Here is a 24,261-nt window from a genome sequence, read left to right on the forward strand (position 1 = left end):
TGGCAGGATGAGGCCATGCGAATCACTGCGTTGGCGGGTGGGATCGGCGGGGCCAGGTTCCTGCGCGGACTGCGGGCGGCCCTGACCCCCGAGGACCGGATCACCGTGATCGGGAACACCGGGGACGACATCCACCTCTACGGCCTGAAGGTCTGCCCCGACCTGGACACCGTGATGTACACCCTCGGCGGCGGCATCCACGAGGAACAGGGCTGGGGCCGCACCGACGAGACCTGGTCGATCAAGGAGGAGATGAAGGCGTACGGCGTCGGGCCCGAGTGGTTCGGGCTCGGCGACCGGGACTTCGCCACCCACATCGTCCGCACCCAGATGCTGGCCGCCGGGTACCCGCTGTCCGCCGTCACCGAGGCGCTGTGCGACCGCTGGCAGCCCGGCGTGCGGCTGCTGCCGATGAGCGACGACCGGGTCGAGACCCACGTCCGGATCACCGACGCGGACGGGCCGCGGGTGGTGCACTTCCAGGAGTACTGGGTCCGGCTGCACGCCGCCGTCGCCGCCGAGGCGATCGTCCCGGTCGGCGCCGAGAGCGCGAAGCCCGCGCCCGGCGTGCTGGAGGCGATCGCCGAGGCCGACCTGGTGCTGCTGCCGCCGTCCAACCCGGTGGTCTCGATCGGCACCATCCTGGCCGTCCCCGGCATCCGCGAGGCGGTCGCCGGCGCGAGCGCCCCCGTGGTCGGCCTCTCCCCCGTCATCGGCGGCGCGCCGGTGCGCGGCATGGCCGACAAGGTGCTCGCCGCCATCGGCGTGCAGACCACCGCGGCGGCCGTCGCCCGGCACTACGGCGCGCGCCGCGACGGCGGGCTGCTGGACGGCTGGCTGGTGGACACCTCCGACGCCGCCGCCGTGGACGAGGTGGCGACCGCCGGGATCGCCTGCCGGGCCGTGCCGCTGCTGATGAGCTCGGTCGAGGCCACCGCCGAGATGGCGCGCGCCGCGCTGGCGCTGGCCGCCGAGGTCGCCGGGGCCGCCGGATGAGCGGGGGCGTCGGCGGCGGGGGGCTGCGGGTGCTGCCGGTCGCCGGGCTGCCGGAGATCGCGGCGGGCGACGACCTCGCCGAACTGATCGCCAAGGCGGGCCGGTTCGAGGACGGCGACGTCGTGGTGGTCACCTCCAAGGTGGTCTCCAAGGCCGAGGGCCGGCTGGTGCGCGCCGACGACCGGGAGGCCGCGATCGACGCCGAGACCGTCCGGGTGGTGGCCCGGCGCGGCCCGGCCCGGATCGTCGAGAACCGCAACGGCCTGGTGATGGCCGCGGCCGGTGTCGACGCGTCCAACACCGCGCCCGGGACGGTCCTGCTGCTGCCGGTCGACCCGGACGGCTCGGCCCGCCGGCTGCGCGCCCGGCTCCAGGAGCTGACCGGGCGGCGGCTGGCCGTGCTGGTCACCGACACCTTCGGCCGGCCCTGGCGCAACGGGCTCACCGACGTCGCGATCGGCGCCGCCGGGCTGCCCGTGCTGGAGGACCACCGCGGCCGGGTCGACAGCCACGGCAACGAGCTGCGGCTGACCGTCACCGCCACCGCCGACGAACTCGCCGCCGCCGCCGACCTGGTCAAGGGCAAGGCCACCGGCACCCCGGTGGCGGTCGTCCGCGGCCTGGACGGCCTGGTCACCGCGGCGGACGGGGAGGGCACCCGCCCGCTGATCCGCCCCGCCGAGCAGGACATGTTCCGCCTCGGCACCTCGGAGGCCGTCCGCGCGGCGGTCACCCTCCGGCGGACGGTGCGCGCCTTCACCGACGAGCCGGTCGACGGCGGCGCGGTGCGCCGGGCCGTCGCCGCCGCGATCACCGCCCCCGCCCCGCACCACACCACGCCCTGGCGGTTCGTCCTGCTCGAATCGGCGGACGCCCGCACCCGGCTGCTGGACGCCATGCTCGGTGCCTGGCAGCGCGACCTGCGGGAGCTCGACGGCTGGAGCGAGGAGCGCGTCGCGCGGCGCACCGCGCGCGGGGAAGTGCTGCGCGGCGCACCGTACTTGATCGTCCCGTGCCTGGTGACGGACGGCTCCCACGACTACCCGGACGAGCGGCGGGCCGCCGCCGAGCGGGAGATGTTCGTGGTGGCGGCCGGCGCGGCCGTCCAGAACCTGCTGGTCGCCCTGACCGGTGAGGGGTACGGCTCGGCCTGGGTGTCCTCCACGATGTTCTGCCGCGACACCGTCCGCGGCGCGCTCGACCTCCCGCCGAGCTGGGACCCGATGGGCGCGGTCGCGGTCGGCCGGGCGGCGGAGGCCCCGAGGGGGCGTCAGGAGCGGGACGCGGAGGCGTTCCTGACCGTGCGCTAGGCGTTTCTGACCGCGCGCTAGGCGGTCCGGGCGGGCTCTCCGGCGGCCCGGGCCACCGCCCCCGGAGGAGCCGCCCTACCGTCCGCGGTGGTCGTTGGGGGCCAGCCGGGGGCCGTACTTCGGGGGGCGGGCGCCGGTGAGCGGGAGGATGCGGCACAGGCGGTGGCGGTGCGGGCGGTAGGGCTCCAGCAGGGCGAGCATCTGGGCGTCGTCGCTGCGGGGGCGGCCGGCCAGCGCCCAGCCGACGGTGTGCGGGAGGTGGAAGTCGCCGACCGAGACCGCGTCGGCGTCGCCGTTGCTGCGCTGGAGCGTCTCGGCGGCGGTCCACGGGCCGACGCCGGGGACGGCGGTGAGCCGGGCGAAGGCGTCCGCCGGGGGCATCGCCGCGGCCTGTTCGAGGCGGGCGGCGAGGCGGGCGGCGCGCAGCACGGTGGCCGAGCGCTTGGGGTCGACCCCGGCCCGGTGCCAGGCCCAGCTGGGGACGAGGGTCCAGTCGCGGGCCGAGGGGACGGTCCGCATGCCGAGGTCGGCGGCGGGGCCGGGGGCCGGGGTGCCGTGGTCGTGGAGCAGGGTGCGCCAGGCGCGGTAGGCCTCCACGGTGGTGACCTTCTGCTCCAGGATCGCCGGGACGAGGGACTCCATGACCAGGCCGGTGCGGGTCAACCGGAGCCCGGGGCAGGAGCGTTGGGCCTCGCGCAGCGGCCCGGGCGGGAGGGCGAGCCCGGCCGGGTCGTCGTCGGCCCCGAGCAGGGCGGGGAGCTGTTCGAGCAGCCAGCCGCCGCCGGGGCCCCAGCCGGTGGCGTCGACGCCGTCGGCGCGCTGGAGGACGCGCAGGGTGCCGGGCCCGTCCGGGGTGCGGGAGGCGCGCCAGACGGCGCCGTCGGGGGTGCGCCGGAAGGCCGGGTCGCCGGTGCCGCGCTGGAGCGGGAAGAGGGTCCGGCCGAGGTCGAGGGGGTAGCCGGGCCGCCACTGCCGGGTCTGGGCGGGCATCGGTACGTCCTCGAGGTCGGGTGCGGGGCAGGGGCGAGCGTAACGCGACGCGGCGGTCCGACGGGCCGGACACCCTCCCGTCCGGCGGGGGGCAGGACGTAGGCTGGGGTGCACCATGACTGCGCCTTTCGCTGCCGACGCCCGCACCCCCGCCGAGCTGCTGCAGGCCTTCCTGCGCCCGGGGTCCGCTGCCGACCCGTCCCGCCCGTTGGTGACCTTCTACGACGACTCGACCGGGGAACGGGTGGAGCTGTCGGCGAAGACCTTCGACAACTGGGTGGCGAAGACGGCCAACCTGTTGCAGGACGAGTTGAACGCCTCGCCGGACGACCGGGCGGCGCTGCTGCTGCCGGCGCACTGGCAGAGCGCGGTGTGGCTGCTGGCGTGCTGGTCGGTGGGCGTGGTGGCGGTGCCGCGGGGCGAGCCGAAGGACGCCGAGCTGGTGGTCTCCGGGCCGGACGGGCTGGCGGCGGCGCAGGAGTGCTCGGGCGAGCGGGTGGCGCTGGCGCTGCGCCCGCTGGGCGGGCGGTTCCCGCAGCGGCCGGACGGGTTCCTGGACTACGCGGCGGAGGTCCCCGGGCAGGGCGACCGGTTCGCCCCGTACTCGCCGGTGGACCCGCAGGCGGTGGCGCTGGAGACGGTGGTGGACGGGCTGCCGCTGAAACTGACCGGCGAGCAGGCCGTGGCGCTGGCCCGGGAGGGCGCGGCCCGGCTGGGCCTGGACAGCGGCAGCCGGGTGCTGTCCACGCTGTCGTTCGACGACTGGACCGGCCTGGAGGCGGGCCTGCTGGCGCCGCTGGCGGCGGGCGCGTCGGTCGTCCTGTGCCGCAACTCCGAGCAGTTGACGGAGGATCAGTGGCAGAGCCGGATCGACTCCGAACGGGTGACTCTGCGCCTCGGGTGAGGTCCCCGGGCCGCCGGGGCGGGTAGTCCTGGGGCGATGGCAGTGGAGTGCGGCGACGGCGCGCTCCGCCCGGCGGAACCGGCCGGACGGGGCGCGCCGCCGCCGTTTTCCACCCTTTCGCCGGGTGACGGGCATCACACCGCGGACGGTTCGGCGGCCGGGCTCGTCTAGGGTGTCCGGGATGAACAGCGGACACCGGAACCGGGGCGACTCGGCGGACTCGACCCCGCCCGGCGTCGACCCCGCCGACCAGTGGGTGCTCGACCCGGCGACCGGCGAGTTCCGGCTCGACCTGGACGCGGGCCGGTCGGCCGGCGCCGAACGCGGCGGCGCGGCCCGCCCGCCGGGCGCCCGCCGGAGCGCGGCGGCAGGGGACAGCGCGGCAGCAAAGGGCAGCGCGGCGGCAAAGGGCGGCGCGACGGCCCGTGGCGCGACGGCGGTGCCCGGCGGGCGGGCGGCCCGGCGCAAGGGCCGCTCCTCGCGCGGGCGGCGGGTCCTGAAGTGGACCGCGGGCTCGCTGGGCCTGGTGCTGGTCGCGGGCTGCGGCGGCGCGTACTACGTCTACCAGCACTTCAACGACAACATCTCCTCGGTGAAGGTCCAGGTCGGCGAGGAGTCGGAGCGCCCGCAGGCGACCGACGCGCTGAACATCCTGGTGATCGGCACCGACAGCCGGGTCGGCCTCGGCCGGGAGTACGGCGACGAGGGCTCGGCCGGGCACGCGGACACCACGCTGCTGTTCCACATCTCCAAGGACCGCTCGAACGCGACGGTGCTGTCCATCCCGCGCGACCTGATGGTCTCCGTCCCGGACTGCAAGGCGGGCGACAAGAGCATCCCCGGCGAGGCCCGGGCGATGTTCAACACCAGCCTGGGCCAGGACGGCCGCGACCCCGGCTGCACCTGGAAGACCGTCGAGAAGCTGACCGGCGTCCGGATCAACCACTTCATGATGGTCAACTTCGAGGCGGTGAAGACGCTTTCGACCGCCGTCGGCGGCGTCGAGGTGTGCGCCTCGACCGACATCGACGACCCGTACTCGCACCTGAAGATGACCGCGGGCCGGCACGTGGTGCAGGGCGAGGAGGCGCTGGCCTTCGTCCGCACCCGGCACGCGGTGGGGCTGGGCGGCGACCTGACCCGCATCCCGCTGCAGCAGCAGTTCATCTCCTCGATGATCCGCAAGATGAAGAGCAGCGACACCCTGACCAACCCCGGCAAGCTGTGGGACCTGGCCGACGCCGCCACCAAGGCGCTGACCGTCGACGACGGGATCGGCAGCGTCAACAAGCTGAAGGACCTGGCGCTCGACATCTCCCGGGTCGACACCAAGAACATCACCTTCACCACGGTGCCGGTGCTCGACGACCCGACGGACAGCAACCGGCTGGTCCTCAAGCCGAACGACGCCCAGCAGCTGTTCGGCATGATCGCCGCCGACCGCTCGCTGACCGACGTCCCGCAGCAGAGCGCCGCCCCCGAGCCCACCGCCCCGGCCTCCTCCGCCCCCGCCGCGCCCCGGGTCGACGCGGCGGGCGTCAAGGTCACCGTCCGCAACGGCAGCGGCACCGCCGGCCAGGCGAGCAAGGCCGCCAGCGCGCTCCAGGCCGGGGGCTTCGAGCTGGCCGTCGCGGGCAGCAACGCGGACGCGGCGGCGAGCAGCGCGGTCACCTACCCGGCCGGGCAGGAGGACGAGGCCCGGGCGGTGGCCGCGGCCCTCGGGCTGCCCGCGACGGCGGTGCAGGCCGGCAGCAGGCTCGGCGCGAAGGACGGCGTCGTCGTGGTGCTCGGCAAGGACTTCACCGGCGCGGGCAGCACGGCGTCGGCGGCGCCGACCGAGGCGCCCAAGGACATCCAGCGGGTGCAGGCGGACGACACCAACGTCTGCGCCGCGAAGGCGAAGTGACGCGAGGTCGGGGAGAGCGACGGGCTCGGGGTCGCCGCGGGTGCCGGGGCGTTCCGCTGCTGCGGGTTCCCGTTCGCACCGGCCCTCGGCGGCCCGGGCTCTCCGGTGGCGTCCGGCGCGCGGCGGCACCGACCCGCCGTTCCCCGGGCCCCTGGCGGAGCCGGGTGGCGGGTCGCTACGCGTCCGGGGCGAGGGTGTCGGGGGCGGTCTCGGTGTAGGTCTCGCCGGTGCGCGGGCAGCGCCAGCGGCCGGGGGCGGTGGGGGTGAGCGGTTCGCCGGCCCGGCCGACCCATTTGATCCGGCGGGCGGGGACGCCGGCCACCAGGGCGAAGTCGGGGACGTCGCGGTGGACCACGGCTCCGGCGGCGACCAGGGCCCAGCGGCCGACGGTGACGCCGGCGACCAGGACGGCGCGTCCGCCGACCGAGCAGCCCTCGCGGAGGGTGACGCCGCGGGCGTGCCAGTCGTCGCCGCGCTTGAGCCGGCCGTCGGGGTCGACGGAGCGCGGGTAGAGGTCGTTGGTGAGGACGGCGGCGGGGCCGACGAAGACGCCGTCCTCCAGCACCGCGGGCTCGTACACCAGGGCGTGGTTCTGCAGTTTGACCCGGTCCCCGAGCTTCACGCCGGGGCCGACGTACGCGCCGCGGCCGATGATGCACTCGGCGCCGATCTCGGCGTCCTCGCGGACCTGGGCGAGGTGCCAGACGGTGCTGCCGGGGCCGATCACGGCGCGCGGGTCGACGTCGGCGGTGGCCTCGATCCGGGGGGCGCTGCTCGTCATGGCGCGACCCTAGCGCGGGCGGACGGCCCCCGTCCGGTGTTCCGGGGACCGTCCGGCGCCGGGCGTCACGGGCCCGGGGCGGTGACCGGGTCGATCGGGGCGGGCGGGGTGGAGGCGATCACCCGGCGGGCCAGTTTGCGCGGGGAGGTGAGGAAGCCGAAGCCCCAGCTCATGTGCATGGTGGCGAGGGCGAACGGGTGGAGCAGGCGGGCCTTGAGCGGCATCCGGGGGCCGCGCAGGCAGCCGTAGGCGATCACCGCGAGGTAGCCGACCGGGAGGGCCAGGAACGCCGGGTGCAGCGCGATGCCGAGCAGCAGGCCGGCCAGCACGCCGAGCAGGGCGGCCGGCGGGGCCAGGTAGCGCAGGTTGACCGAGCCGCGGTGGTAGCGGGTGACCACCCGGCGCCAGCGGCCGTAGTCCCGGTACTGCTTGGCCAGGGCGCGCATGGTCGGCCGGGGCCGGTAGGTGACCCGGAGCTGGGGGGTGAACCAGACCAGGCCGCCGGACTGCCGGATGCGGTAGTTGAGCTCCCAGTCCTGGGCGCGGACGAACTCCTCGTTGTAGCCGCCCTGCCGCTCCAGCACCGAGCGGCGGAACACCCCGAGGTAGACGGTGTCGGCCGGGCCGGCCAGGCCGCCGGTGTGGAAGGCCGCGTTGCCGACGCCGATCCTGGAGGTCATCGCGGCGGCGACGGCGTGCTCCCAGTCGGTCTCGCCCTCGGCGTGCATGACGCCGCCGACGTTGGCGGCGTCCATCTCGTCGAGCAGCCGGACGGCGGTGGCGATGTAACCCGGCGTCAGCAGGCCGTGGCCGTCCACCCGGACGACCACCGGGTGGCGGCTGGCCCGGATCGCCGCGTTCAGGCCCGCCGGGGTGCGGCCGGTGGGGTTGGGGACGGTGCGCACCCGCGGGTCGGCCGCGGCGAGTTCGGCGGCGATCTCGTCGGTCCGGTCCCCGGACGGGCCCAGCGCGATCACCACCTCCAGCTCACCGCCGTACTCCTGTTCCAGGATGCGGCGGACGGCGGTGCGCAGGTGACGTTCCTCGTTGAGCACCGGCATGATCACGGAGACCGCCGGCAGCTCCTCAGCAGCCTTGGTGTTCATCGTGCCCGAGCGTACCGGCGCGGCCCCGTGCCTGTCAGACGGGGTCCTCCCCCGTCCGGCGCGCCGGACGGGCGCACCCGTCCGACCCGCCTAGCATGCGGAAGATGCCCCACCAGCGCCCGCCCGTCCGCCTGCCCGCACCGACCGGGGAGCGGCGGTCCGGGCGCCGGAGACGGGGGCGCTGGGCGGCGGGCGCCCTCTCCTTCGCGGTGCTGGCCACCTCGTGCGGCGGGTGGGCGGTGCTGAACGGCGTCGGCTCCTCGCTGGACCGGGTGGACGCGATCGGCGGCGGCCCGGACCGGCCCTCGGACGACGGCGCCGCGACCTTCCTGGTGGTGGGCACCGACGAGCGCGCGGGCATCCCGGAGGCCACCCTCAAGGACGTGCTGCACGCGGGCGGCGAGTCCTGCCACTGCACCGACACCATGATGGTGGTGCAGCTGTCCGCGGACGGCGGCCGGGCCACCGTGGTTTCCGTCCCGCGCGACTCCTACGTGGACATCCCGGCGCACCAGGACCCCGCCACCGGCCGGCAGGTGGCCGCCTCCAAGGGCAAGATCAACGCGGCGTACGGGATGGGCGGGGCGCCGCTGGCGGTGCGCACCGTCGAGCAGAACACCGGGCTGCGGATCGACCACTACGTCGAGGTGAACTTCCTCGCCTTCGTCTCCACCGTGGACGCCCTGGGCGGCGTCGAGGTGTGCACCGCCAAGCCGCTGCGGGACGACTACTCGGGGCTGGACCTGCCGGCCGGCACCACCCGGCTGGACGGCGCGGGGGCGCTGCGCTACGTCCGGGCCCGGCACGTGGACGGCTCCGCCGACCTGGGGCGGATGCGCCGCCAGCAGGAGTTCCTGGCGCAGTTGCTGCACCGGGCCGCCGGGGGCGCCCTGCTCGACCCGGCGAAGCTCTCCGGGGTGCTGGACACCGTGCTGCGCTCGGTGAAGGTCGACAAGGGCCTGGGCAACGCCGAACTGCTGGACTTCGCGGGCCGGTTGAAGGACCTGTCGGCCTCGAACGCGGACTTCGCCACGGTGCCGCTGTCCGAGGTGGACCACCAGGTGCCGGGCTGGGGCTCCACCGTGCTGTGGGACGAGAAGGGCGCGGCGGCGCTGTTCGAGGCGGTCCGGGCCGGGCGGCCGCTGACCGGGGCCGCCGCCTCCGCCGCCCCGGCCGCCGCCTCCGCCGCCCCGGCCGCCGCGCCCGCCGCCGTCCCGCCGCCGGTGACGGCGGCGGGTGCCCCGCCGGTTGCCGGAACGATTCCGCCGGAGCAGGTCCGGGTGCAGGTGCTCAACGGGACGGGCGTCCAGGGCCTGGGTTCCCGGGTGGACGCCGAGCTGCGCAGGGCGGGCTTCGCCACCACCGGCACGCCGTCCAACGCCCCCGGCGGCGGGTCGGCCGCCACCCGGACGGTGATCCGCTACGACCCGCGCTGGGACGAGTCGGTGAAGACCCTGGCCGCCGCGCTGCCCGACGCCGAACTCGTCCCCGTCCCGAACCTGGGGCCGACCTTCCAGGTGGTCGCGGGCAGCGCGTACCGCGCCCCGGCGGACCCGGCCGCCACCGGGGCCTCCGCCGCCGCCTCCGCCCCGGCCGCCTCGGCCGTCCCGGCCGCCGAGCAGCCCGGCCCCACGGCGGCAGCGACGCCGACGGCCGCGGCGGTGGCCGGGGCGGCGAACGGCAGCGCGATCAGCTGCCCGTCCTGAGCCCGCCGACCGGCCGGAGCGCGCCGCCGCCCGCCCCCGGGGAGCCGGGGGCGGGCGGCGGCGGCGGGCCGGGGGTCAGTCCGAGGCGATGGCGGCCAGCACGTTCATCCGGGCGGCGCGGAAGGCCGGGACGAGGGCGGCGACCAGGCCGATGACCACCGAGCCGACCAGGACGAAGGCCACGGTGCCGACCGGGACCGTCAGGGTGGTCAGGCCCTGGTCGGCCAGGACGGAGCGGGCGGTGACGCCCCAGGAGAGGCCGAGCGCGGTGCCGAGGACGGCGCCGAACAGGGCGATGACCACGGATTCGAGCCGGACCACCCGGCGCAGTTGGCGGCGGGAGAGGCCGATGGCGCGCAGCAGACCGATCTCCCGGGTGCGCTCGATCACCGACAGGGCCAGGGTGTTGACCACGCCGAGCACGGCGACCACGATCGTCAGGCCGAGCAGGCCGTAGACCATGTAAAGCAGTTGGTCGACCTGGGACCTGATCATGTCCTTGTAGCCGGCCTGGTCCTTGACCGTCAGCTGCGGGTAGGACTCCAGCGACTTCTGCAGGCCGGCGAGCACCGCGCCCTTGTCGGCCCCGGCCGCGGCCCCGGCGAACACCGCGGAGTCCGCGGGCAGTCGGCCGTCCAGCGCGGCGGAGACGGTGGGGATGCCGGTGAAGAAGTTCCCGTCGAAGAGCTGGTTGCCGGTCTTCAGGACGGCGGCGACCGGGAGGGCTCGGGTGCGGCCCTCGCCGTAGTCGACGGTGATCGTGTCGCCCGCACTCAGGTGGTGCGCGTCGGCGAACTTCTGGTCGACCGAGAGGCCGCCGGTGAAGACGCCCTCGGCGCTGCCGGAGGCGAGCGGCATCCGGAAGTCCCGGGTGAAGCTCGGGTCGGCGGCGATCAGGACCGTCTCGGTGCGGGTGCCGTCGGGGGTGGTGAGGTCCGCCGGGACGGCCTTCTGCCGGGTGACGTGGTCGATGCCCGCGGTGTGGCCGACCGCGTCGACCATGGCCGGGGTGAGGCCGGAGCGGCCGCCGTCCACGATGTAGTCGGCGCCGACGGACCTGTCGATCTGGGCGGTGGCCGAGCTGACCATGGAGGAGGTGACCACGGAGGCGCCGATCACCACGGCCAGGCCGATCATCAGGGCGGCGGCGGTGGAGCCGGTGCGCCGCGGGTTGCGCATCACGTTCCGCTGGGCGAGGCGGCCGGCCGGGCCGAACAAGGCGGGCAGCGCGCCGCCGAGCAGCCGGAGCAGGCCGGAGACCAGCAGCGGGCCGAGCACCACGGCGCCGATCAGGGTGGCGAGCACGCCCAGGCCGATCAGCAGCCCGCCGGTGGCGCCGGCGGCGGAGGCGGCGGCCACCAGGGCGGCGGCGCCGAGCAGCGTGACCAGGGCGCCGACGGCGATCCGGACCCGGGCGGCCCGGGGCTCGGCCGGGGCGGCGTGGTCGAGCAGCGCGGCCATCGGGGTGATCCGGGAGGCGCGGCGGGCCGGGACGAACGCCGCGAACAGCGTCACCAGCACGCCGACCGCGTAGGACACGGCGGGCACCGTCCAGGTGACCTCCAGCGCGCCGGCGTCCAGGTTCATCCCGGCGGCCTTCATCAGCTGGATCAGGCCGAGCGCCAGGCCGAGGCCGGCGCCGATGCCGAGGGTGGAGCCGAGCACGCCGAGGATCAGGCCCTCGGTCAGCACCGAGCGGTTGACCTGGGAGCGGCTGCCGCCGATGGCGCGCAGCAGGCCGATCTCCCGGGTCCGCTGGGTGACCAGCATGGAGAAGGTGTTGACGATCAGGAAGCCGCCGACGCCGGCCGCCAGGACGGCGAAGCCGAGCATCGCGTACTTCATGAAGTCGAGGAAGGAGCCGACGTCCGCCGCGTTCTCCGCCCGCTGCTCGGCGGCGGTCCTGGCCTGGAAGCCGCTGCCGAGGTCGGCCAGTGCGGCGGTCTTCAGCTGGTCGTCGCTGCGGCTGCCGTCGCCGAACACCTCGACGGAGGTGTACGCCTCGGTGCCGAGCAGGACCTGCTGGGCGGTGGGCGTGTCCAGGAAGGCGAGGGCGGCGCCGGGGTTGGTGGTGCGGAAGGTGGCGATGCCGGAGATGGTGAAGTCGTGGTCGCCGCGGTCGGAGACGATCCGCAGCCGGGAGCCGAGGCCGAGGCCGGACTTCCGGGCGGTGTCGGCGTCCAGCACGATCTGGTCGGGGCCCTGCGGGACGTGGCCCGAGGTGACGTCGACCGAGTTGCGCGGGGTGTCCGTCCAGTTGCCGGTGAGGGTGGGGGCGCCGGTGGTCGGGCCGACGACCTTGTGGGTGGCCGGGTCGACCAGGGTGGCGGTGGAGGTCATGACCTGGCCGAGGGCGGCCTTGACGCCGGGCTCGGCGGCGATCTTCGCCCGGGTCTCGACCGGGACGGTGGGGATCGCGGCGGGGCCGCCGCGCTCGGCCATCCTGTCCTCCGCCCGGGAGACCGAGAGGTCGGAGGCGGTGGAGGCGAACAGCCGGTCGAAGGTGCCGGTGGCGGTGTGGTAGAAGACCAGGGTGCCGGCCACGAAGGCGACCGAGAGCACCACGGCGAGCAGGGAGAGCACCAGGCGCCACTTGTGGGCGAAGAAGCTCCGCAGCGAGGTCTTGAGCAGCATGTCGTCCGGCCCCGGCTCAGCTCGTCCGCTTGCCGTCGAAACGGCGCATGCGGGTCAGGACGGTGTCGGCGGTGGGGTTGTGCATCTCGTCGACGATCCGGCCGTCGGCGAGGAACAGCACCCGGTCCGCGTGGCCGGCGGCGACCGGGTCGTGCGTCACCATCACGATGGTCTGGCCGAGTTCGTCGACCGAGCGGCGCAGGAAGCCGAGCACCTCGGCGCCGGAGCGGGAGTCCAGGTTGCCCGTGGGCTCGTCGCCGAAGATGATCTCGGGGCGGGCGGCCAGCGCGCGGGCCACCGCGACGCGCTGCTGCTGGCCGCCGGAGAGCTGGCCGGGGCGGTGCTTGAGCCGGCCGGACAGGCCGACGGTGTCGATCACCTGCTCCAGCCAGGCCCGGTCGGGCTTGCGGCCCGCGATGTCCATCGGCAGCGTGATGTTCTCCACCGCGTTCAGCGTGGGGAGCAGGTTGAACGCCTGGAAGACGAAGCCGATCTTGTCCCGGCGGAGCTTGGTCAGCTGCTTGTCCTTCAGCCCGGTGATCTCGGTGTCGCCGATCCAGATCCGCCCCTCGGAGACGGTGTCCAGCCCGGCCAGGCAGTGCATCAGCGTGGACTTGCCGGACCCCGAGGGGCCCATGATCGCGGTGAAGCGAGCGCGCTGGATGTCCACGTCGACCGCGTCCAGTGCCGTCACCCGGGTCTCCCCCGCGCCGTACGCCTTGGTGACCTGCCGGGCCTGGGCGGCCGTGGCGGCCTGCTCCGGCAGGTGTGAGAGATGAGCGGCGTTCGCTGCCGTGGTCACTGAATGCTCCTCGTTCTGGGGTCCACCCGTCGTCCCCCAGCCTTCCGGTCGCCGCACCGGTCGCGGAATCCAGCAGGCATCCGTCTTCGGGGTGGGGCCAGCCCTACCTCCGGAGGTGGGGCTGGGGGGTGGGTCCACGCTAGGAGCCGGGGGCGGGGCCGGTCGTCCTCCACCGGGCTGAGCCGCGTCCCGGGAAAGCGTCCGGGGCCCGGGCCCTCTCCCCTAGGGGTCGCCGCGGTGCGGTCTGAGGGTCCGGGCCCCGGGCGGGGGACGTGGGTTGACGGGGGGTCAGCCGGCGGCGGCGAACTCCACCCGGGGGGCGAGCGCGGCGGAGAAGGCGTCCACCACCGGGGTCAGCAGCGTCTCGGTCTCGCGCTCCAGCTCGGTGCCGCCGTCCTCGCGCACCCCGATGTGCCGGTCCAGCACGAACCAGCCCTGGGTGATGTGCCCGGCGCCCATCGAGTTCAGCACCGGCCGCAGCGCGTAGTCCACCGCCAGCACGTGCGCGGTGGAGCCGCCGGTGGCCAGCGGCAGCACCGTCTTGCCGCGCAGCGCGTACTGCGGCAGCAGGTCGAGCAGGGCCTTCAGCAGGCCCGAGTAGGCGGCCTTGTAGACCGGGGTGCCGACCACCACGCCGTCGGCCTGCTCGAACAGCTCGACGGCCCGGGCTATCGCCGGGTCCGAGGTGTCCGCGGCGAGCAGCGCGGCGGCGGGCAGCGAGCGGACGTCCAGGGCGCGCACCCGGTGGCCGTGCGAGGTGAGCCGGCGGTCGACGTGGCGCAGCAGCCGGGTGGTGCGGGAGGTCGCGGACGGGGAACCGGAGACGGACAGGATCACGGCCATGGAGTCACCTCGGGGCGTACGGCCGCGGGCAGGGCGCGGCCGGAGAAGGGGGGGAAGAGGGGCGGCGGGGGCGCGGGTCGCCTGGGGTGAGTGCGCGCGGCGGGAGCGTCAGCCGCGACACAGCGAGCAGGACACCCGGCCGTGGTCGACGTGCCGCCGACGGGTGAGGACCTGAAGCTGCTCCATGCCGTCATGCAAACACGCCCGGTTTCGGCGGGTCAAGGCCGTGCCCGCCTGGTGAACACTGCCCGGAACGGTCCGCGCCCTGCATCAAAACGGCCACAACGGGGCCCGCGGGGGCTCCTCGACCACTGCGCGGCCCCCGGTTCGGGCATCCTTCCCCCATGAACACGTGGCAGGAGCGCCCGGGGGGCGGCGCACACGGGCAGGGCGACGCGGCGCGGGGCCGGAGCGGACCGGCGGCCGAGCCGCCGCTGCCGCCGGAGCTGAATCCGCGCGGCGCGGGCGTCCCGCTCTCCCGCCCCGCCCAGCAGGACCGTCCGAGCACCGGCCGCCCGCCGGGCCCGGGCCGGTACCCCGCCGAGGGGCGGCAGCCGCACGGCGGGCAGCAGCCCTACGGCGGGCAGCCCCCGTACGGCGGTGACCAGCCCCCGTACGGGCAGCAGCCGCCCGGGCAGCAGCCGCCCGGCCCCGGCACGAACCGGCCCGGCACGAACCGGCCCGGCGGGAACCGGCCCGGCGGGGCCGCGCCCGCGCCCGGGGCCCGGCCGCGCCGCTCGCGCAAGAAGGTCGTCGGCTACTCGGTGCTGGGCCTGGTCCTCGCCCTGCTGGTCACCATGATCGGCACCTACTTCTGGGCGGACGGCAAGCTGCACCACGAGAACGTGCTGGCCGACTACCCGGGCCGGCCGGCGGCCGGCAAGGGCACCAACTGGCTGATCGTCGGCTCGGACAGCCGGGCCGGCCTGACCGACGCCGACGAGCAGGACCTGCACACCGGCTCCGCCGAGGGCAAGCGCAGCGACTCGATGATGATCCTGCACATCGGGGACAACGGGAACACCCTGATGTCGATCCCGCGCGACTCCTGGGTGCAGATCCCGGCCCACCAGGACACCTCCGGCAGCGGCAAGACCGTCCCGGCCGCCACCCGCAAGATCAACGCGGCCTTCGCGGCGGGCGGCGGGCGGCTGCTGGTGCAGACCGTCGAGACCAGCATGGACCTGCGGATCGACCACTACGCGGAGATCGGCTTCGCCGGGTTCGTCGGCCTGGTGGACGCCGTCGGCGGCGTGGAGATGACCATCGACCAGCCGGTCAAGGACAAGGACTCCGGCCTCGACCTCCAGGCCGGCACCCAGACCCTGAACGGCAAGCAGGCCCTGGCCTTCGTCCGGCAGCGCCACCAGATGGCCGACCAGGACCTCGGCCGGATGCGCAACCAGCAGAAGTTCCTCGGCGCCCTCGCCAAGCAGGCCGCCTCGCCGACCACCCTGCTCAACCCGTTCACCTTCTACCCGCTGGTCTCGGCCGGGCTGGACACCGTGATCGTGGACGACGACGCCGGGCTGAGCGACCTCGGCTCGATGTTCCTCGCCATGAAGGGCGTCACCGGCGGCGAGGGCAGGACCATCACCGTCCCGATCGGAAACGCCGACTACCACACCCCCACCGGCGAGTCCGCGGTGAAGTGGGACGCGGCGAAGTCCAAGGCGGTCTTCGACGCGATGAGGAACGACACCCCCGTCCCCGACACCAAGTGACCGCCCGCTGAGCGGGAGCGCCCCGGGGCGGCGTCCGGAATTCGCACGGCGAATCCGAACTGCCGTCGCGGGGCGCGTCGTTGGCGGCGCGTCGGGTCGGCCGGCGGGACAATGTCCGCCATGTCGCTGGTGACCTCCCTCATCTACCGCCGCCGCAGCCGGCTGGTCGGCCGCCTGGTCCAGGAGGCCCTGGCCCTCTACGGGGTGGAGGTCCCGGCCGCCGCCGAGATCGGCCCCGGCCTGGTGGTCTTCCACCGCGGCTTCGGCACCGTCCTGCACCCGTACACCACCCTGGGCGCGAACGTCACGCTCTACAACGGCGTCACCATCGGCCGGGCCGACCCGTGGGTCCCGCAGGAGCTCTCCGCGATGCGGCGGGTGGTGCTGGAGGACGGCGTGGTGGTCTGCGCCGGCGCGAAGATCGTCTGCAAGAGCGGCACCCTGACCGTCGGGGCCGACACCGTCGTCGGCGCCAACGCCGTCCTCACCCGCTCGACCGGGCCCGGGGAGATCTGGGCCGGCGCCCCCGCCCGGAAGGTCGGCGAGCGGCAGCGGGTGCACGAGCAGGCCGGCGCGGACCCGCGGTCGTGAGGCCGCGGGTCCGCGCCGGGTGGAACCCTGCCGCTAGGGGAGGTTGCGGGCCATCACGATGCGCTGGACCTGGTTGGTGCCCTCGTAGATCTGGGTGATCTTCGCGTCCCGCATCATCCGCTCCACCGGGTAGTCCCGGGTGTACCCGTAACCCCCCAGCAACTGCACCGCGTCCACCGTGATCTCCATCGCCGCGTCCGACGCGTAGCACTTGGCCGCCGCCCCGAAGAACGTCAGGTCCCCGTCCGAGCGCTGCGACTTCGCCGCCGCCGCGTAGGTGAGCTGCCGGGCCGCCTCCAGCTTCATCGCCATGTCCGCCAGCATGAACTGCACGCCCTGGAAGTCGCCGATCGGCTTGCCGAACTGCCGCCGCTCCTTCACGTAGCCCTTGGCGTAGTCCAGCGCGCCCTGCGCGATGCCCAGCGCCTGCGCCGCGATGGTCACCCGGGTGTGGTCCAGCGTGCGCATCGCGGTGGCGAAGCCCGTGCCCTCCGCGCCGATCATCCGCTCCGCCGGGACGCGCACGTCGTCGAAGTACACCTCGCGGGTCGGCGAGCCCTTGATGCCCAGCTTCCTCTCGGGCGCGCCGAACGACACCCCCGCGTCGCCCTTCTCCACCACGAACGCCGAGATGCCCTTGGAGCGCTTCTCGGGGTCGGTCACGGCCATCACCGTGTAGAACTCGGAGACGCCCGCGTTGGTGATCCACCGCTTCACCCCGTTGAGCACCCAGAAGTCCCCGTCGCGCACCGCCCGCGTCCGCATCCCCGCCGCGTCCGAGCCCGCCTCCGGCTCCGACAGGCAGTACGAGAACATGCCCTCCCCGCGCGCCAGCGCCCCCAGGTACTTCGCCTTCAACTCCTCCGAACCCGACAACTGCACCGGCAGCGAGCCCAGCTTGTTCACCGCCGGGATCAACGACGACGACGCGCACACCCGCGCCACCTCCTCGATCACCAGCACCGTCGCCAGCGCATCCGCCCCCGCACCCCCGTACTCCTCCGGCACGTGCACCGCGTGCAGGTCCGCCGCCCGCAACGCGTCCAACGCCTCCTGCGGGAAACGCCCCTCCTCGTCCACCGCCGCCGCGAACGGAGCGATCTTCGCCTCCGCCAGCGCACGCACCGACTCCCGGAGCATCTCGTGCTCCTCGCCGAGCCGGTAGAGGTCGAAGTCCGCCCCGGAGTTGCCCGCCATGTTGCTCGCCCCTCGCGTTAATTACCGTTAAGTAGTGCTCATCCTAGGGTCGCCGCCGCCCGGGCGGCAGGTGACCGGGGCAACAGGGGCGGGCGGGTCAGCTGACGTTCTCGCCGAGGGTGTCGGCGCTGGTGCGGTGCTGGGCGAGGTAGTCGTCCATCCGGTCGGTGCGCATGGCGTTCCACAGCACGCCCGCGGCGCCGTCGTCCATCAGGACCACCGCCTGGCCGTCGATGGTGTCGAAGCCGCCGAAGGGGGCGTTCATGAAGTGGACGCCGTCGGGGCGGACGTCGCGCAGGCTCCAGGCCAGGTCGTAGAGGTCGGTGTTGCTGAGGCGGTCGTCGACGCTGGCGACGTCGCCGATGGTGCCGAGCAGGCCGGTGAGCTTGGCCGGGCTGGAGAGGGTGCCGGAGTCCATGGTCCGGAGCATCAGGGCGCGCAGGAAGTTCTGCTGGCGCTTGGTGCGGTCGAGGTCTCCGTTGGGCAGGCCGTGGCGCTCGCGGACGTAGAGCAGCGCCTCGGCGCCGTCCATGTGGTGGGTGCCGGCCAGCCACTCGCGGGCGTCGCCCTTGGCCTCGATGGTGCGCGGGACGGTGATGTCGACGCCGCCGACCGCGTCGGTGAGGGCCCGGAAGCCGTTCCAGTCGATCACCGCGAGGTGGTCGATCTTGATCTTGGTGAGGTCCTGGACGGTCTGGACCGTCAGCGCCGGGCCGCCCCAGGAGTAGGCGGCGTTGATCTTCGCCTTGCCGTGGCCGGGGACGGGCACCCAGGTGTCGCGCGGGATGGAGACCAGCGAGACGGACTTCCGGTCCGCCGAGATGTGCATCAGCATCATGGTGTCGCTGCGCTGGGCCCCCGCCTGCCAGGCCGGGGCCTTGGCGTCCCTGCCGGTGGTCGGCTGGTCGGAGCGGGCGTCCAGGCCGACCAGCAGGAAGGTCTGGCCGGTGTGCGGGACGGCCGGGGGCTGCTCGGCGGCCGGTACGGTCGGGAAGGCGTCCGGGATGCGCCGCACCGAGGAGGCGTAGTGGTCGGCCGCCCACAGCAGCCCGCCGAACGCCCCGCCCGCCAGCACCAGCAGCACCGCCAGCGTCCACACCAGCAGCCGCCGCCCCCGCCGCCGACGGCGCGGTCCGTCCGCCGCGGCGCCGGACTCCCCGCCGTCGTGGTTCCCGTCACCGTCGTCGCCGCCGCCCCCGTGCTCGTCGCGGCCGAAGATGCTCAGCGGACCGGGGTCCTCGTCCGGCCCGCCGCCCCGCCCCTTGGAAGTCATGGCGGCATTGTGAACCTTCCGTACAGACCTTCGAGCGAAAACCGCGAAACCGGGGCATCCGCGGCGCCCGGCGGTGCGGCTACCATCAGTGGCTGCGGCCGTCGCTCACCCCTGGTACGGCCCGGATCGAAGGGAACGCGCGTGGCTCCCCGCATCACGGTGATCGGCACCGGCTACCTGGGCGCGACGCATGCCGCGTGCATGGCGGAGCTCGGGTTCGAGGTCCTGGGGCTGGACGTGGACCGGGACAAGCTCACGGCGCTGGCCGCGGGCCGGGTGCCGATGTACGAGCCGGGGCTGTCCGAGCTGCTGCTGAAGCACGTGGCGGGCCACGAGGGCTCCAGCGGCCGGCTGCGGTTCACCGACTCCTGGGAGGAGGTCGCGGCCTTCGGCGACGTGCACTTCCTCTGCGTGAACACCCCGCAGCGCAAGGGCGAGTTCGCGGCCGACATGAGCTACGTGGACTCCGCGCTGGAGTCGCTGGCCCCGCTGCTGGAGCGGCCGGTGCTGGTGGTCGGCAAGTCGACCGTGCCGGTGGGCTCGGCGAACCGGCTGGCGGACCGGCTGGCCGAGCTGGCCCCGGTCGGGGCGGGGGCCGAGCTGGCCTGGAACCCGGAGTTCCTGCGCGAGGGCTTCGCGGTCGGCGACACCCTGCACCCGGACCGGCTGGTGGTCGGCGTGCGCAGCGAGCACGCCGAGCGGGTGCTGCGCGAGGTGTACGCGGGGCCGATCTCGGACGGGGTGCCGTTCGTGGTGACCGACTTCCCGACCGCCGAGCTGGTGAAGGCCGCCGCGAACTCCTTCCTGGCCACCAAGATCTCGTTCATCAACGCGATGGCGGAGGTCTGCGAGAGCGCCGGCGCCGACGTGGTGCAGCTCTCCAAGGCGCTCTCGTACGACGACCGGATCGGCCGGAAGTTCCTGAACGCGGGCCTGGGCTTCGGCGGCGGCTGCCTGCCCAAGGACATCCGGGCGTTCATGGCGCGGGCCGGGGAGCTGGGCGCGGACCAGGCGCTGACCTTCCTGCGCGAGGTCGACTCGATCAACATGCGGCGCCGCTCCCGGATGGTGGAGCTGGCCCGCGAGCAGTGCGGCGGCGGCTTCCTGGGCCGCCGGGTCGCGGTGCTGGGCGCGGCGTTCAAGCCGAACTCGGACGACATCCGGGACTCGCCCGCGCTGAACGTGGCCGGGCAGATCCAGCTCCAGGGCGCCCAGGTCACGGTCTACGACCCGAAGGCGATGGACAACGCCCGCAAGATGTTCCCCGGCCTGTCCTACGCGGCCACCCCGCTGGAGGCCGCCGAGGGCGCGCACGTGGTGCTGCACCTGACGGAGTGGCAGGAGTTCCGCGAGCTGGACCCGGCGGAGGTCGGCGCGGTGGTCGCCGAGCGCCACCTGGTGGACGGCCGCAACGTGCTGGACGGCGAGGCCTGGCGGGCCGCCGGCTGGACGTACCGGGCGATGGGCCGCCCGCCCGTGGAGTAGCCCCCGGGCGCACCCGGACGGCCGGGCCCGGAATGCCCGGGCCCGGCCGTCCGTTCTCAGCGGCATGAGCTACGGAGACGACGCCACCGTCCGGAAGATCCTCACCTCCTCCGGCGACACCTGGGCCGTGGTCGGCCTGTCGAACAACACCGCGCGCGCCGCGTACGGCGTGGCCCGGGTGCTCCAGCGGGCCGGGAAGCGGATCGTGCCGGTGCACCCGAAGGCCGAGACGGTGCTCGGCGAGCCGGGCTACGCCTCGCTCGCCGAGGTCCCCTTCCCGGTGGACGTGGTGGACGTGTTCGTGAACTCCGCGCTGGCCGGCCCGGTCGCCGACCAGGCGGTGGCGGCGGGCGCGAAGGCCGTCTGGTTCCAGCTCGGCGTCGTCGACGAGGACGCCTTCGCCCGCACCCGCGCGGCCGGGCTGGACATGGTGATGGACCGCTGCCCGGCGATCGAGCTGCCGAGGCTCTGACGCCGGCTCAGCCCCCGATCGGGAAGGCGATGTCGCAGACCTGGTCGGACGGCGCGGCGGCGGCCCAGTCGGCGAAGTAGACCTCCCGGCCCGCGCCGGTACGCGGGCTGCCGTTCCGTTCCGTCCAGGCGCAGACCGCGTCGTAGGCGCTGAGGATCTGCGGGTACTCGACCTGCGCCTTGGTGATCCTGGTGTACGCCTCCCGGTGCGCGGGTTCGACGCGGTGCGCGGCGGTCAGGCCCGCGGCGCGGGCCGGGTCGACCGGGACGCAGACCTCGACCGGGCCGTCGTTGTCCTCGTCGACCTGCCCGTGGTAGATCACGAACGGGGCAGCCGCGACGCCGCCGTGGGCCGCCGCGACGGCCGCCAGCCGGGCGGTGGCCTCCGGGATGAAGCAGTCCAGCTCCTCCGGCTTGGCGCGGCGCTGCTCGGTGAGCACCAGCTGCTCGGGCACGTCCCGCTGTTCGATCCGGTACATCTCGTCGATCCCTTCGAGTCCGCTCAGTTGGACGCGGAGGTGGTCGGCCAGCGTCCGCTGCGAGGCGGTCCGCCGTTCGACGGCGGCCCAGTACGCGGCGACCCGCTCCGCCGCCGCGGGGCCCGGCAGGGCGAGCACCTCGGCGACGGTGGCCAGCGGCATGTCCAGGCCGCGCAGCCGGACGATCAGCCGCGCGGTGGCCAGCCGCTCCGGCCGGTAGTAGCGGTAGCCGCTGTCCGGGTCGATCCGGTCCGGCGGCAGCAGCCCCTGCCGGTCGTACAGCCGCAGCGCCTTCGGCGACAGCAGGCCGCGTCGGGCGAACTCACCGGTGGTGAGCAGCCGTTCCTCCTCCGCACCGGCCACGTTCGGGCCTGCCCCAGGGGCGAGGTCAAGTCCGTCGCTCATGCGCCGTCCAGCTGCTCCCGGGTGGCGATCGAGGGGCGGCGCTCGGCCCGCAGCCGGCTGGCGGCCGTCTCGGCGCCGCGCAGCGCCCGGACGGCGTTGTGCCAGGTCAGTTTGGCGAGGTCGGCCTCGGACCAGCCGCGGCGCAGCAGTTCGGCGACCAGCACCGGGTAGCCGGAGACGTCCTCCAGGCCGGACGGGGTGAACGCGGTGCCGTCGTAGTCGCCGCCGAGGCCGACGTGGTCGATGCCGGCCACCTCCCGCAGGTGGTCGAGGTGGTCGGCGACGGTCGCGGCGGTGGCGGTCGGGCGGGGGTGCTCGGCCTCGTAGGCGCGCTGCACGGCCATCGCCTCGGGGGTGGTCTCCAGCGGGTGCAGTCCCTTGGCGCGCATGTTGGCGTCGGCGGCGAGCGTCCACTCGATGGCGGCGGGCAGCACGAACTTGGGCACGAAGGTGGCCATCACGACGCCGCCGTTGGCGGCCAGCGCGGTCAGCACGTCGTCCGGGACGTTGCGCGGGTGGTCGCAGACGGCGCGGGCGGAGGAGTGCGAGAAGACCACCGGGGCCTCGGAGACCCGCAGCGCGTCGCGCATGGTGTCGGCCGAGACGTGCGAGAGGTCGACCAGCATGCCGAGCCGGTTCATCTCCCGGACCACCTCCTCGCCGAACGCGGTGAGCCCGCCGTGCGCGGGCTCGTCGGTGGCGGAGTCGGCCCAGGGCACGTTGGAGTTGTGGGTGAGGGTCAGGTAGCGCACGCCCAGCTCGTACAGCGCGCGCAGGGTGGCCAGCGAGGAGTTGATGGAGTGGCCGCCCTCGGCGCCCATCAGCGAGGCGATCCGGCCCTCGGCGCGGGCGGTCTCCAGGTCGTCGGCGGTCAGCGCGAGCCGCAGGTGCCCGGGGTGGCGCTCGGTCATCGCCCGGACGAAGTCGATCTGCTCCAGCGTCGCGCTGACCGCGCTGTCGCCCGCCAGTTCGGCGGGCACGTACACCGACCAGAACTGCGCGCCGACCCCGCCCGCCCGCAGGCGGCCGAAGTCGGTGTGCAGCCGGTGGCTCTGGTCGGCCGTCAGGTCGACGGCGTCGAGGTCGTACCCGGCCTGGGCGCGCATCGCCCACGGCAGGTCGTTGTGGCCGTCCACCACCGGCGTGGTGCGCAGGACGGCCCGGGCGCGGTCGAGCAGTTCGGGGGTCATGCCCCCGTTCTACCGCCGAGCCGGGGGAAAGGTCATCCCCGGCGCGTCGACCGGTCGGGGCGCCGGGGCCCGCGCGGTCCGACCCTCGCTCAGCGGGGTTTCCCACCAAGGGAATTACCACGTTCCGTACTCGTCGCGTCACGCTTCGCCGCTAAGCTGAACGGCGCAGACGCCCGGTGGACGGGACGCCGGACGGCGGGTTCCCGGGGGCCGTGGCGTGCGGATCGCCCAACAGGGAGGGGAAGGCCATGAGCTTCCCGGAGCGAGAAGTCGACCCGTCTCGGAGTGCGCGGCACTTCTACGGGGCCGAGATCCGACGGCGGCGCGCGGAACTCGGCTGGTCCCTCGTCAAGCTCGCCGAGGGGGTGCACTTCTCCGTCAGCACGCTGTCCCGGGTCGAGAACGGGGACGTCAGGGTGCCCCGGGGGCTGTCGGAGATGCTGGACCAGGTCTTCCGGACCGACGGCCTCTTCGTCCGGCTGCTCCCGCTGGCGCTGCGGGAGGACCACCCGGCGAAGTACCAGGAGTTCCTGACCCTCGCGGACCAGGCAATCGTCCACGAGTCCTACAGCCCCAACGTGAACGGCCTGCTCCAGACCGAGGCGTTCGCCCGGCACGCGCTGCGCAGTGGCCTCCCCTACGCGCCGGAGGAGGAGGTGGAGGAGCGGGTCCGGGCCCGGATGGGCCTCCAGCTCCGGCTGCGCAGCTCGGAGTGCCGGTACTGGTTCATCCTGGACGAGTACGCGTTCCAGCGTTTCTACGGCGGCCCTGCGGTGATGGCCGAGCAGCTGCGGGCGATCCTCGACGCGGCCACGCTGCCCAACGTGGTCGTGCAGGTGCTCCCGTTCAAGTCCGGCGGGCACTCCGAGGCTTCCTCGATGACGCTGCTCACGCTGCCGGGCGGCGACCGGCTCGCGTACGAGGAGAGCAGCCGCGCGGGAACAATCTTCGAGACGACCTCGGACATCGCGGAGCGGCAGTGGCTCTACGATCTACTACGGGCTCAGGCACTGCCCCCGCAGGACTCCGAGCTCACGATCAGATCGATGCTGGAAGGACTGGCTTCTGATGCACCCTGACCTCAACGCCCCGGCCGAGGCGCGCCGTTGGCGCAAGAGCAGCTACAGCAACAACGACGGCGGCCAGTGCATCGAGGTGGACGACGCCCACCCCGGCCACGTCCGCGACTCCAAGGACCCCGACGGCCCGGTCCTGCACTTCCCCGCCGCCGCCTGGCACACCTTCGTCACCGCAGTCACCGCCGGCCGGTTCGGCACCGGCTGACCCGAGAGGACAGGCCCTTGATACACCCGGCAGAGAACCGCCGCTGGCGGAAGAGCAGCTACAGCAACGCCGACGGCGGCGAGTGCATCGAGGTGGACGACGCCCACCCCGGCCACGTCCGCGACTCCAAGGACCCCGACGGCCCGGTCCTGCACTTCCCCGCCGCCGCCTGGCACACCTTCGT

Annotated in this window: 22 protein-coding genes; 12 read left to right on the forward strand and 10 right to left on the reverse strand. The window is 74.5% G+C overall.

Annotation, left to right across the window (positions count from 1 at the left end):
- Positions 1-15 precede the first annotated feature (15 nt).
- A complete protein-coding gene (gene cofD, locus ACIP60_RS36810; RefSeq protein WP_400693520.1) occupies positions 16-996 on the forward strand; it encodes a 2-phospho-L-lactate transferase in 981 nt (326 codons plus the stop codon).
- Positions 993-2,306, forward strand: a complete 1,314-nt coding sequence (locus tag ACIP60_RS36815; protein WP_400693523.1) for a coenzyme F420-0:L-glutamate ligase — start codon at positions 993-995, stop codon at positions 2,304-2,306. The genes cofD and ACIP60_RS36815 overlap by 4 nt, the downstream gene beginning before the upstream one ends.
- A 75-nt stretch (positions 2,307-2,381) precedes the next feature.
- Here the strand turns inward: ACIP60_RS36815 and ACIP60_RS36820 are convergent, their stop codons facing one another.
- Complete coding sequence (locus ACIP60_RS36820; RefSeq protein ID WP_400693526.1) at positions 2,382-3,296, reverse strand: DNA-3-methyladenine glycosylase family protein; 915 nt, start codon at positions 3,294-3,296, stop codon at positions 2,382-2,384.
- Between the two features lie 115 nt (positions 3,297-3,411).
- Here ACIP60_RS36820 and ACIP60_RS36825 point away from each other — a divergent pair, with 115 nt between their 5' ends.
- Entirely contained in the window at positions 3,412-4,200 is a 789-nt protein-coding gene (locus tag ACIP60_RS36825) for a TIGR03089 family protein (RefSeq protein WP_400693528.1), read from the forward strand.
- Between the two features lie 181 nt (positions 4,201-4,381).
- Positions 4,382-6,106, forward strand: coding sequence for an LCP family protein (locus tag ACIP60_RS36830; RefSeq protein ID WP_400693531.1), 1,725 nt, complete (start codon positions 4,382-4,384; stop codon positions 6,104-6,106).
- A gap of 175 nt (positions 6,107-6,281) precedes the next feature.
- On the opposite strand, the gene ACIP60_RS36835 is transcribed toward ACIP60_RS36830, so the two are convergent.
- Positions 6,282-6,887 carry an acyltransferase gene (locus ACIP60_RS36835; RefSeq protein ID WP_400693534.1) on the reverse strand — a complete coding sequence of 202 codons (606 nt, stop codon included), beginning with the start codon at positions 6,885-6,887 and terminating at the stop codon, positions 6,282-6,284.
- A gap of 65 nt (positions 6,888-6,952) precedes the next feature.
- Entirely contained in the window at positions 6,953-7,993 is a 1,041-nt protein-coding gene (locus ACIP60_RS36840; RefSeq protein WP_400693536.1) for a glycosyltransferase family 2 protein, read from the reverse strand.
- Between the two features lie 104 nt (positions 7,994-8,097).
- Here ACIP60_RS36840 and ACIP60_RS36845 point away from each other — a divergent pair, with 104 nt between their 5' ends.
- Positions 8,098-9,699 carry an LCP family protein gene (locus ACIP60_RS36845; RefSeq protein ID WP_400693539.1) on the forward strand — a complete coding sequence of 534 codons (1,602 nt, stop codon included), beginning with the start codon at positions 8,098-8,100 and terminating at the stop codon, positions 9,697-9,699.
- Positions 9,700-9,774: 75 nt separating this feature from the next.
- Here the strand turns inward: ACIP60_RS36845 and ACIP60_RS36850 are convergent, their stop codons facing one another.
- The 3 genes from ACIP60_RS36850 to ssuE all read right to left on the reverse strand — a co-directional run bounded on the left by ACIP60_RS36850 (position 9,775) and on the right by ssuE (position 13,978).
- A complete protein-coding gene (locus tag ACIP60_RS36850; protein ID WP_400693542.1) occupies positions 9,775-12,333 on the reverse strand; it encodes an ABC transporter permease in 2,559 nt (852 codons plus the stop codon).
- A gap of 16 nt (positions 12,334-12,349) precedes the next feature.
- Positions 12,350-13,135 carry an ABC transporter ATP-binding protein gene (locus ACIP60_RS36855; RefSeq protein ID WP_400693545.1) on the reverse strand — a complete coding sequence of 262 codons (786 nt, stop codon included), beginning with the start codon at positions 13,133-13,135 and terminating at the stop codon, positions 12,350-12,352.
- A gap of 288 nt (positions 13,136-13,423) precedes the next feature.
- Positions 13,424-13,978, reverse strand: coding sequence for an NADPH-dependent FMN reductase (gene ssuE, locus ACIP60_RS36860; protein ID WP_100837995.1), 555 nt, complete (start codon positions 13,976-13,978; stop codon positions 13,424-13,426).
- A 344-nt stretch (positions 13,979-14,322) separates the two neighbouring features.
- On the opposite strand from ssuE, the gene ACIP60_RS36865 reads away from it, so the two are divergent.
- Together ACIP60_RS36865 and ACIP60_RS36870 are read left to right on the forward strand one after the other, a co-directional pair.
- Positions 14,323-15,702 carry an LCP family protein gene (locus ACIP60_RS36865; RefSeq protein ID WP_400693549.1) on the forward strand — a complete coding sequence of 460 codons (1,380 nt, stop codon included), beginning with the start codon at positions 14,323-14,325 and terminating at the stop codon, positions 15,700-15,702.
- A gap of 120 nt (positions 15,703-15,822) precedes the next feature.
- The gene (locus tag ACIP60_RS36870; protein ID WP_111557088.1) at positions 15,823-16,293 is read left to right on the forward strand and encodes a serine O-acetyltransferase; all 471 of its coding nucleotides are present in this window, start codon (positions 15,823-15,825) and stop codon (positions 16,291-16,293) included.
- Positions 16,294-16,326: 33 nt separating this feature from the next.
- On the opposite strand, the gene ACIP60_RS36875 is transcribed toward ACIP60_RS36870, so the two are convergent.
- Complete coding sequence (locus tag ACIP60_RS36875) at positions 16,327-17,490, reverse strand: acyl-CoA dehydrogenase family protein (RefSeq protein WP_400693552.1); 1,164 nt, start codon at positions 17,488-17,490, stop codon at positions 16,327-16,329.
- Between the two features lie 97 nt (positions 17,491-17,587).
- Positions 17,588-18,763, reverse strand: coding sequence for an LCP family protein (locus ACIP60_RS36880; RefSeq protein ID WP_400693555.1), 1,176 nt, complete (start codon positions 18,761-18,763; stop codon positions 17,588-17,590).
- A gap of 141 nt (positions 18,764-18,904) precedes the next feature.
- On the opposite strand from ACIP60_RS36880, the gene ACIP60_RS36885 reads away from it, so the two are divergent.
- Both ACIP60_RS36885 and ACIP60_RS36890 read left to right on the forward strand, forming a co-directional pair.
- Complete coding sequence (locus ACIP60_RS36885) at positions 18,905-20,248, forward strand: UDP-glucose dehydrogenase family protein (protein WP_400693557.1); 1,344 nt, start codon at positions 18,905-18,907, stop codon at positions 20,246-20,248.
- 64 nt (positions 20,249-20,312) lie between these two features.
- Entirely contained in the window at positions 20,313-20,720 is a 408-nt protein-coding gene (locus tag ACIP60_RS36890; protein ID WP_400693560.1) for a CoA-binding protein, read from the forward strand.
- A gap of 7 nt (positions 20,721-20,727) precedes the next feature.
- On the opposite strand, the gene ACIP60_RS36895 is transcribed toward ACIP60_RS36890, so the two are convergent.
- Together ACIP60_RS36895 and ACIP60_RS36900 are read right to left on the reverse strand one after the other, a co-directional pair.
- Positions 20,728-21,603, reverse strand: a complete 876-nt coding sequence (locus tag ACIP60_RS36895; protein ID WP_400693562.1) for a MerR family transcriptional regulator — start codon at positions 21,601-21,603, stop codon at positions 20,728-20,730.
- Positions 21,600-22,793 carry a dipeptidase gene (locus ACIP60_RS36900; protein ID WP_400693564.1) on the reverse strand — a complete coding sequence of 398 codons (1,194 nt, stop codon included), beginning with the start codon at positions 22,791-22,793 and terminating at the stop codon, positions 21,600-21,602. Before ACIP60_RS36900 ends, ACIP60_RS36895 begins: the two co-directional genes overlap by 4 nt.
- 248 nt (positions 22,794-23,041) lie before the next feature.
- Here ACIP60_RS36900 and ACIP60_RS36905 point away from each other — a divergent pair, with 248 nt between their 5' ends.
- The 3 genes from ACIP60_RS36905 to ACIP60_RS36915 all read left to right on the forward strand — a co-directional run.
- Positions 23,042-23,872: a Scr1 family TA system antitoxin-like transcriptional regulator gene (locus ACIP60_RS36905; RefSeq protein ID WP_400693567.1), complete on the forward strand. Its 831-nt coding sequence runs from the start codon at positions 23,042-23,044 to the stop codon at positions 23,870-23,872.
- The gene (locus tag ACIP60_RS36910; RefSeq protein WP_400693569.1) at positions 23,862-24,077 is read left to right on the forward strand and encodes a DUF397 domain-containing protein; all 216 of its coding nucleotides are present in this window, start codon (positions 23,862-23,864) and stop codon (positions 24,075-24,077) included. The genes ACIP60_RS36905 and ACIP60_RS36910 overlap by 11 nt, the downstream gene beginning before the upstream one ends.
- Before the next feature lie 17 nt (positions 24,078-24,094).
- Positions 24,095-24,261 (forward strand): DUF397 domain-containing protein (locus ACIP60_RS36915; RefSeq protein ID WP_400693622.1); only part of this gene is annotated, 167 nt, incomplete at its 3' end.

Origin of the sequence: Kitasatospora sp. NPDC088783 (assembly GCF_044750705.1) — a bacterium.
GTDB lineage: Bacteria > Actinomycetota > Actinomycetes > Streptomycetales > Streptomycetaceae > Kitasatospora > Kitasatospora fiedleri.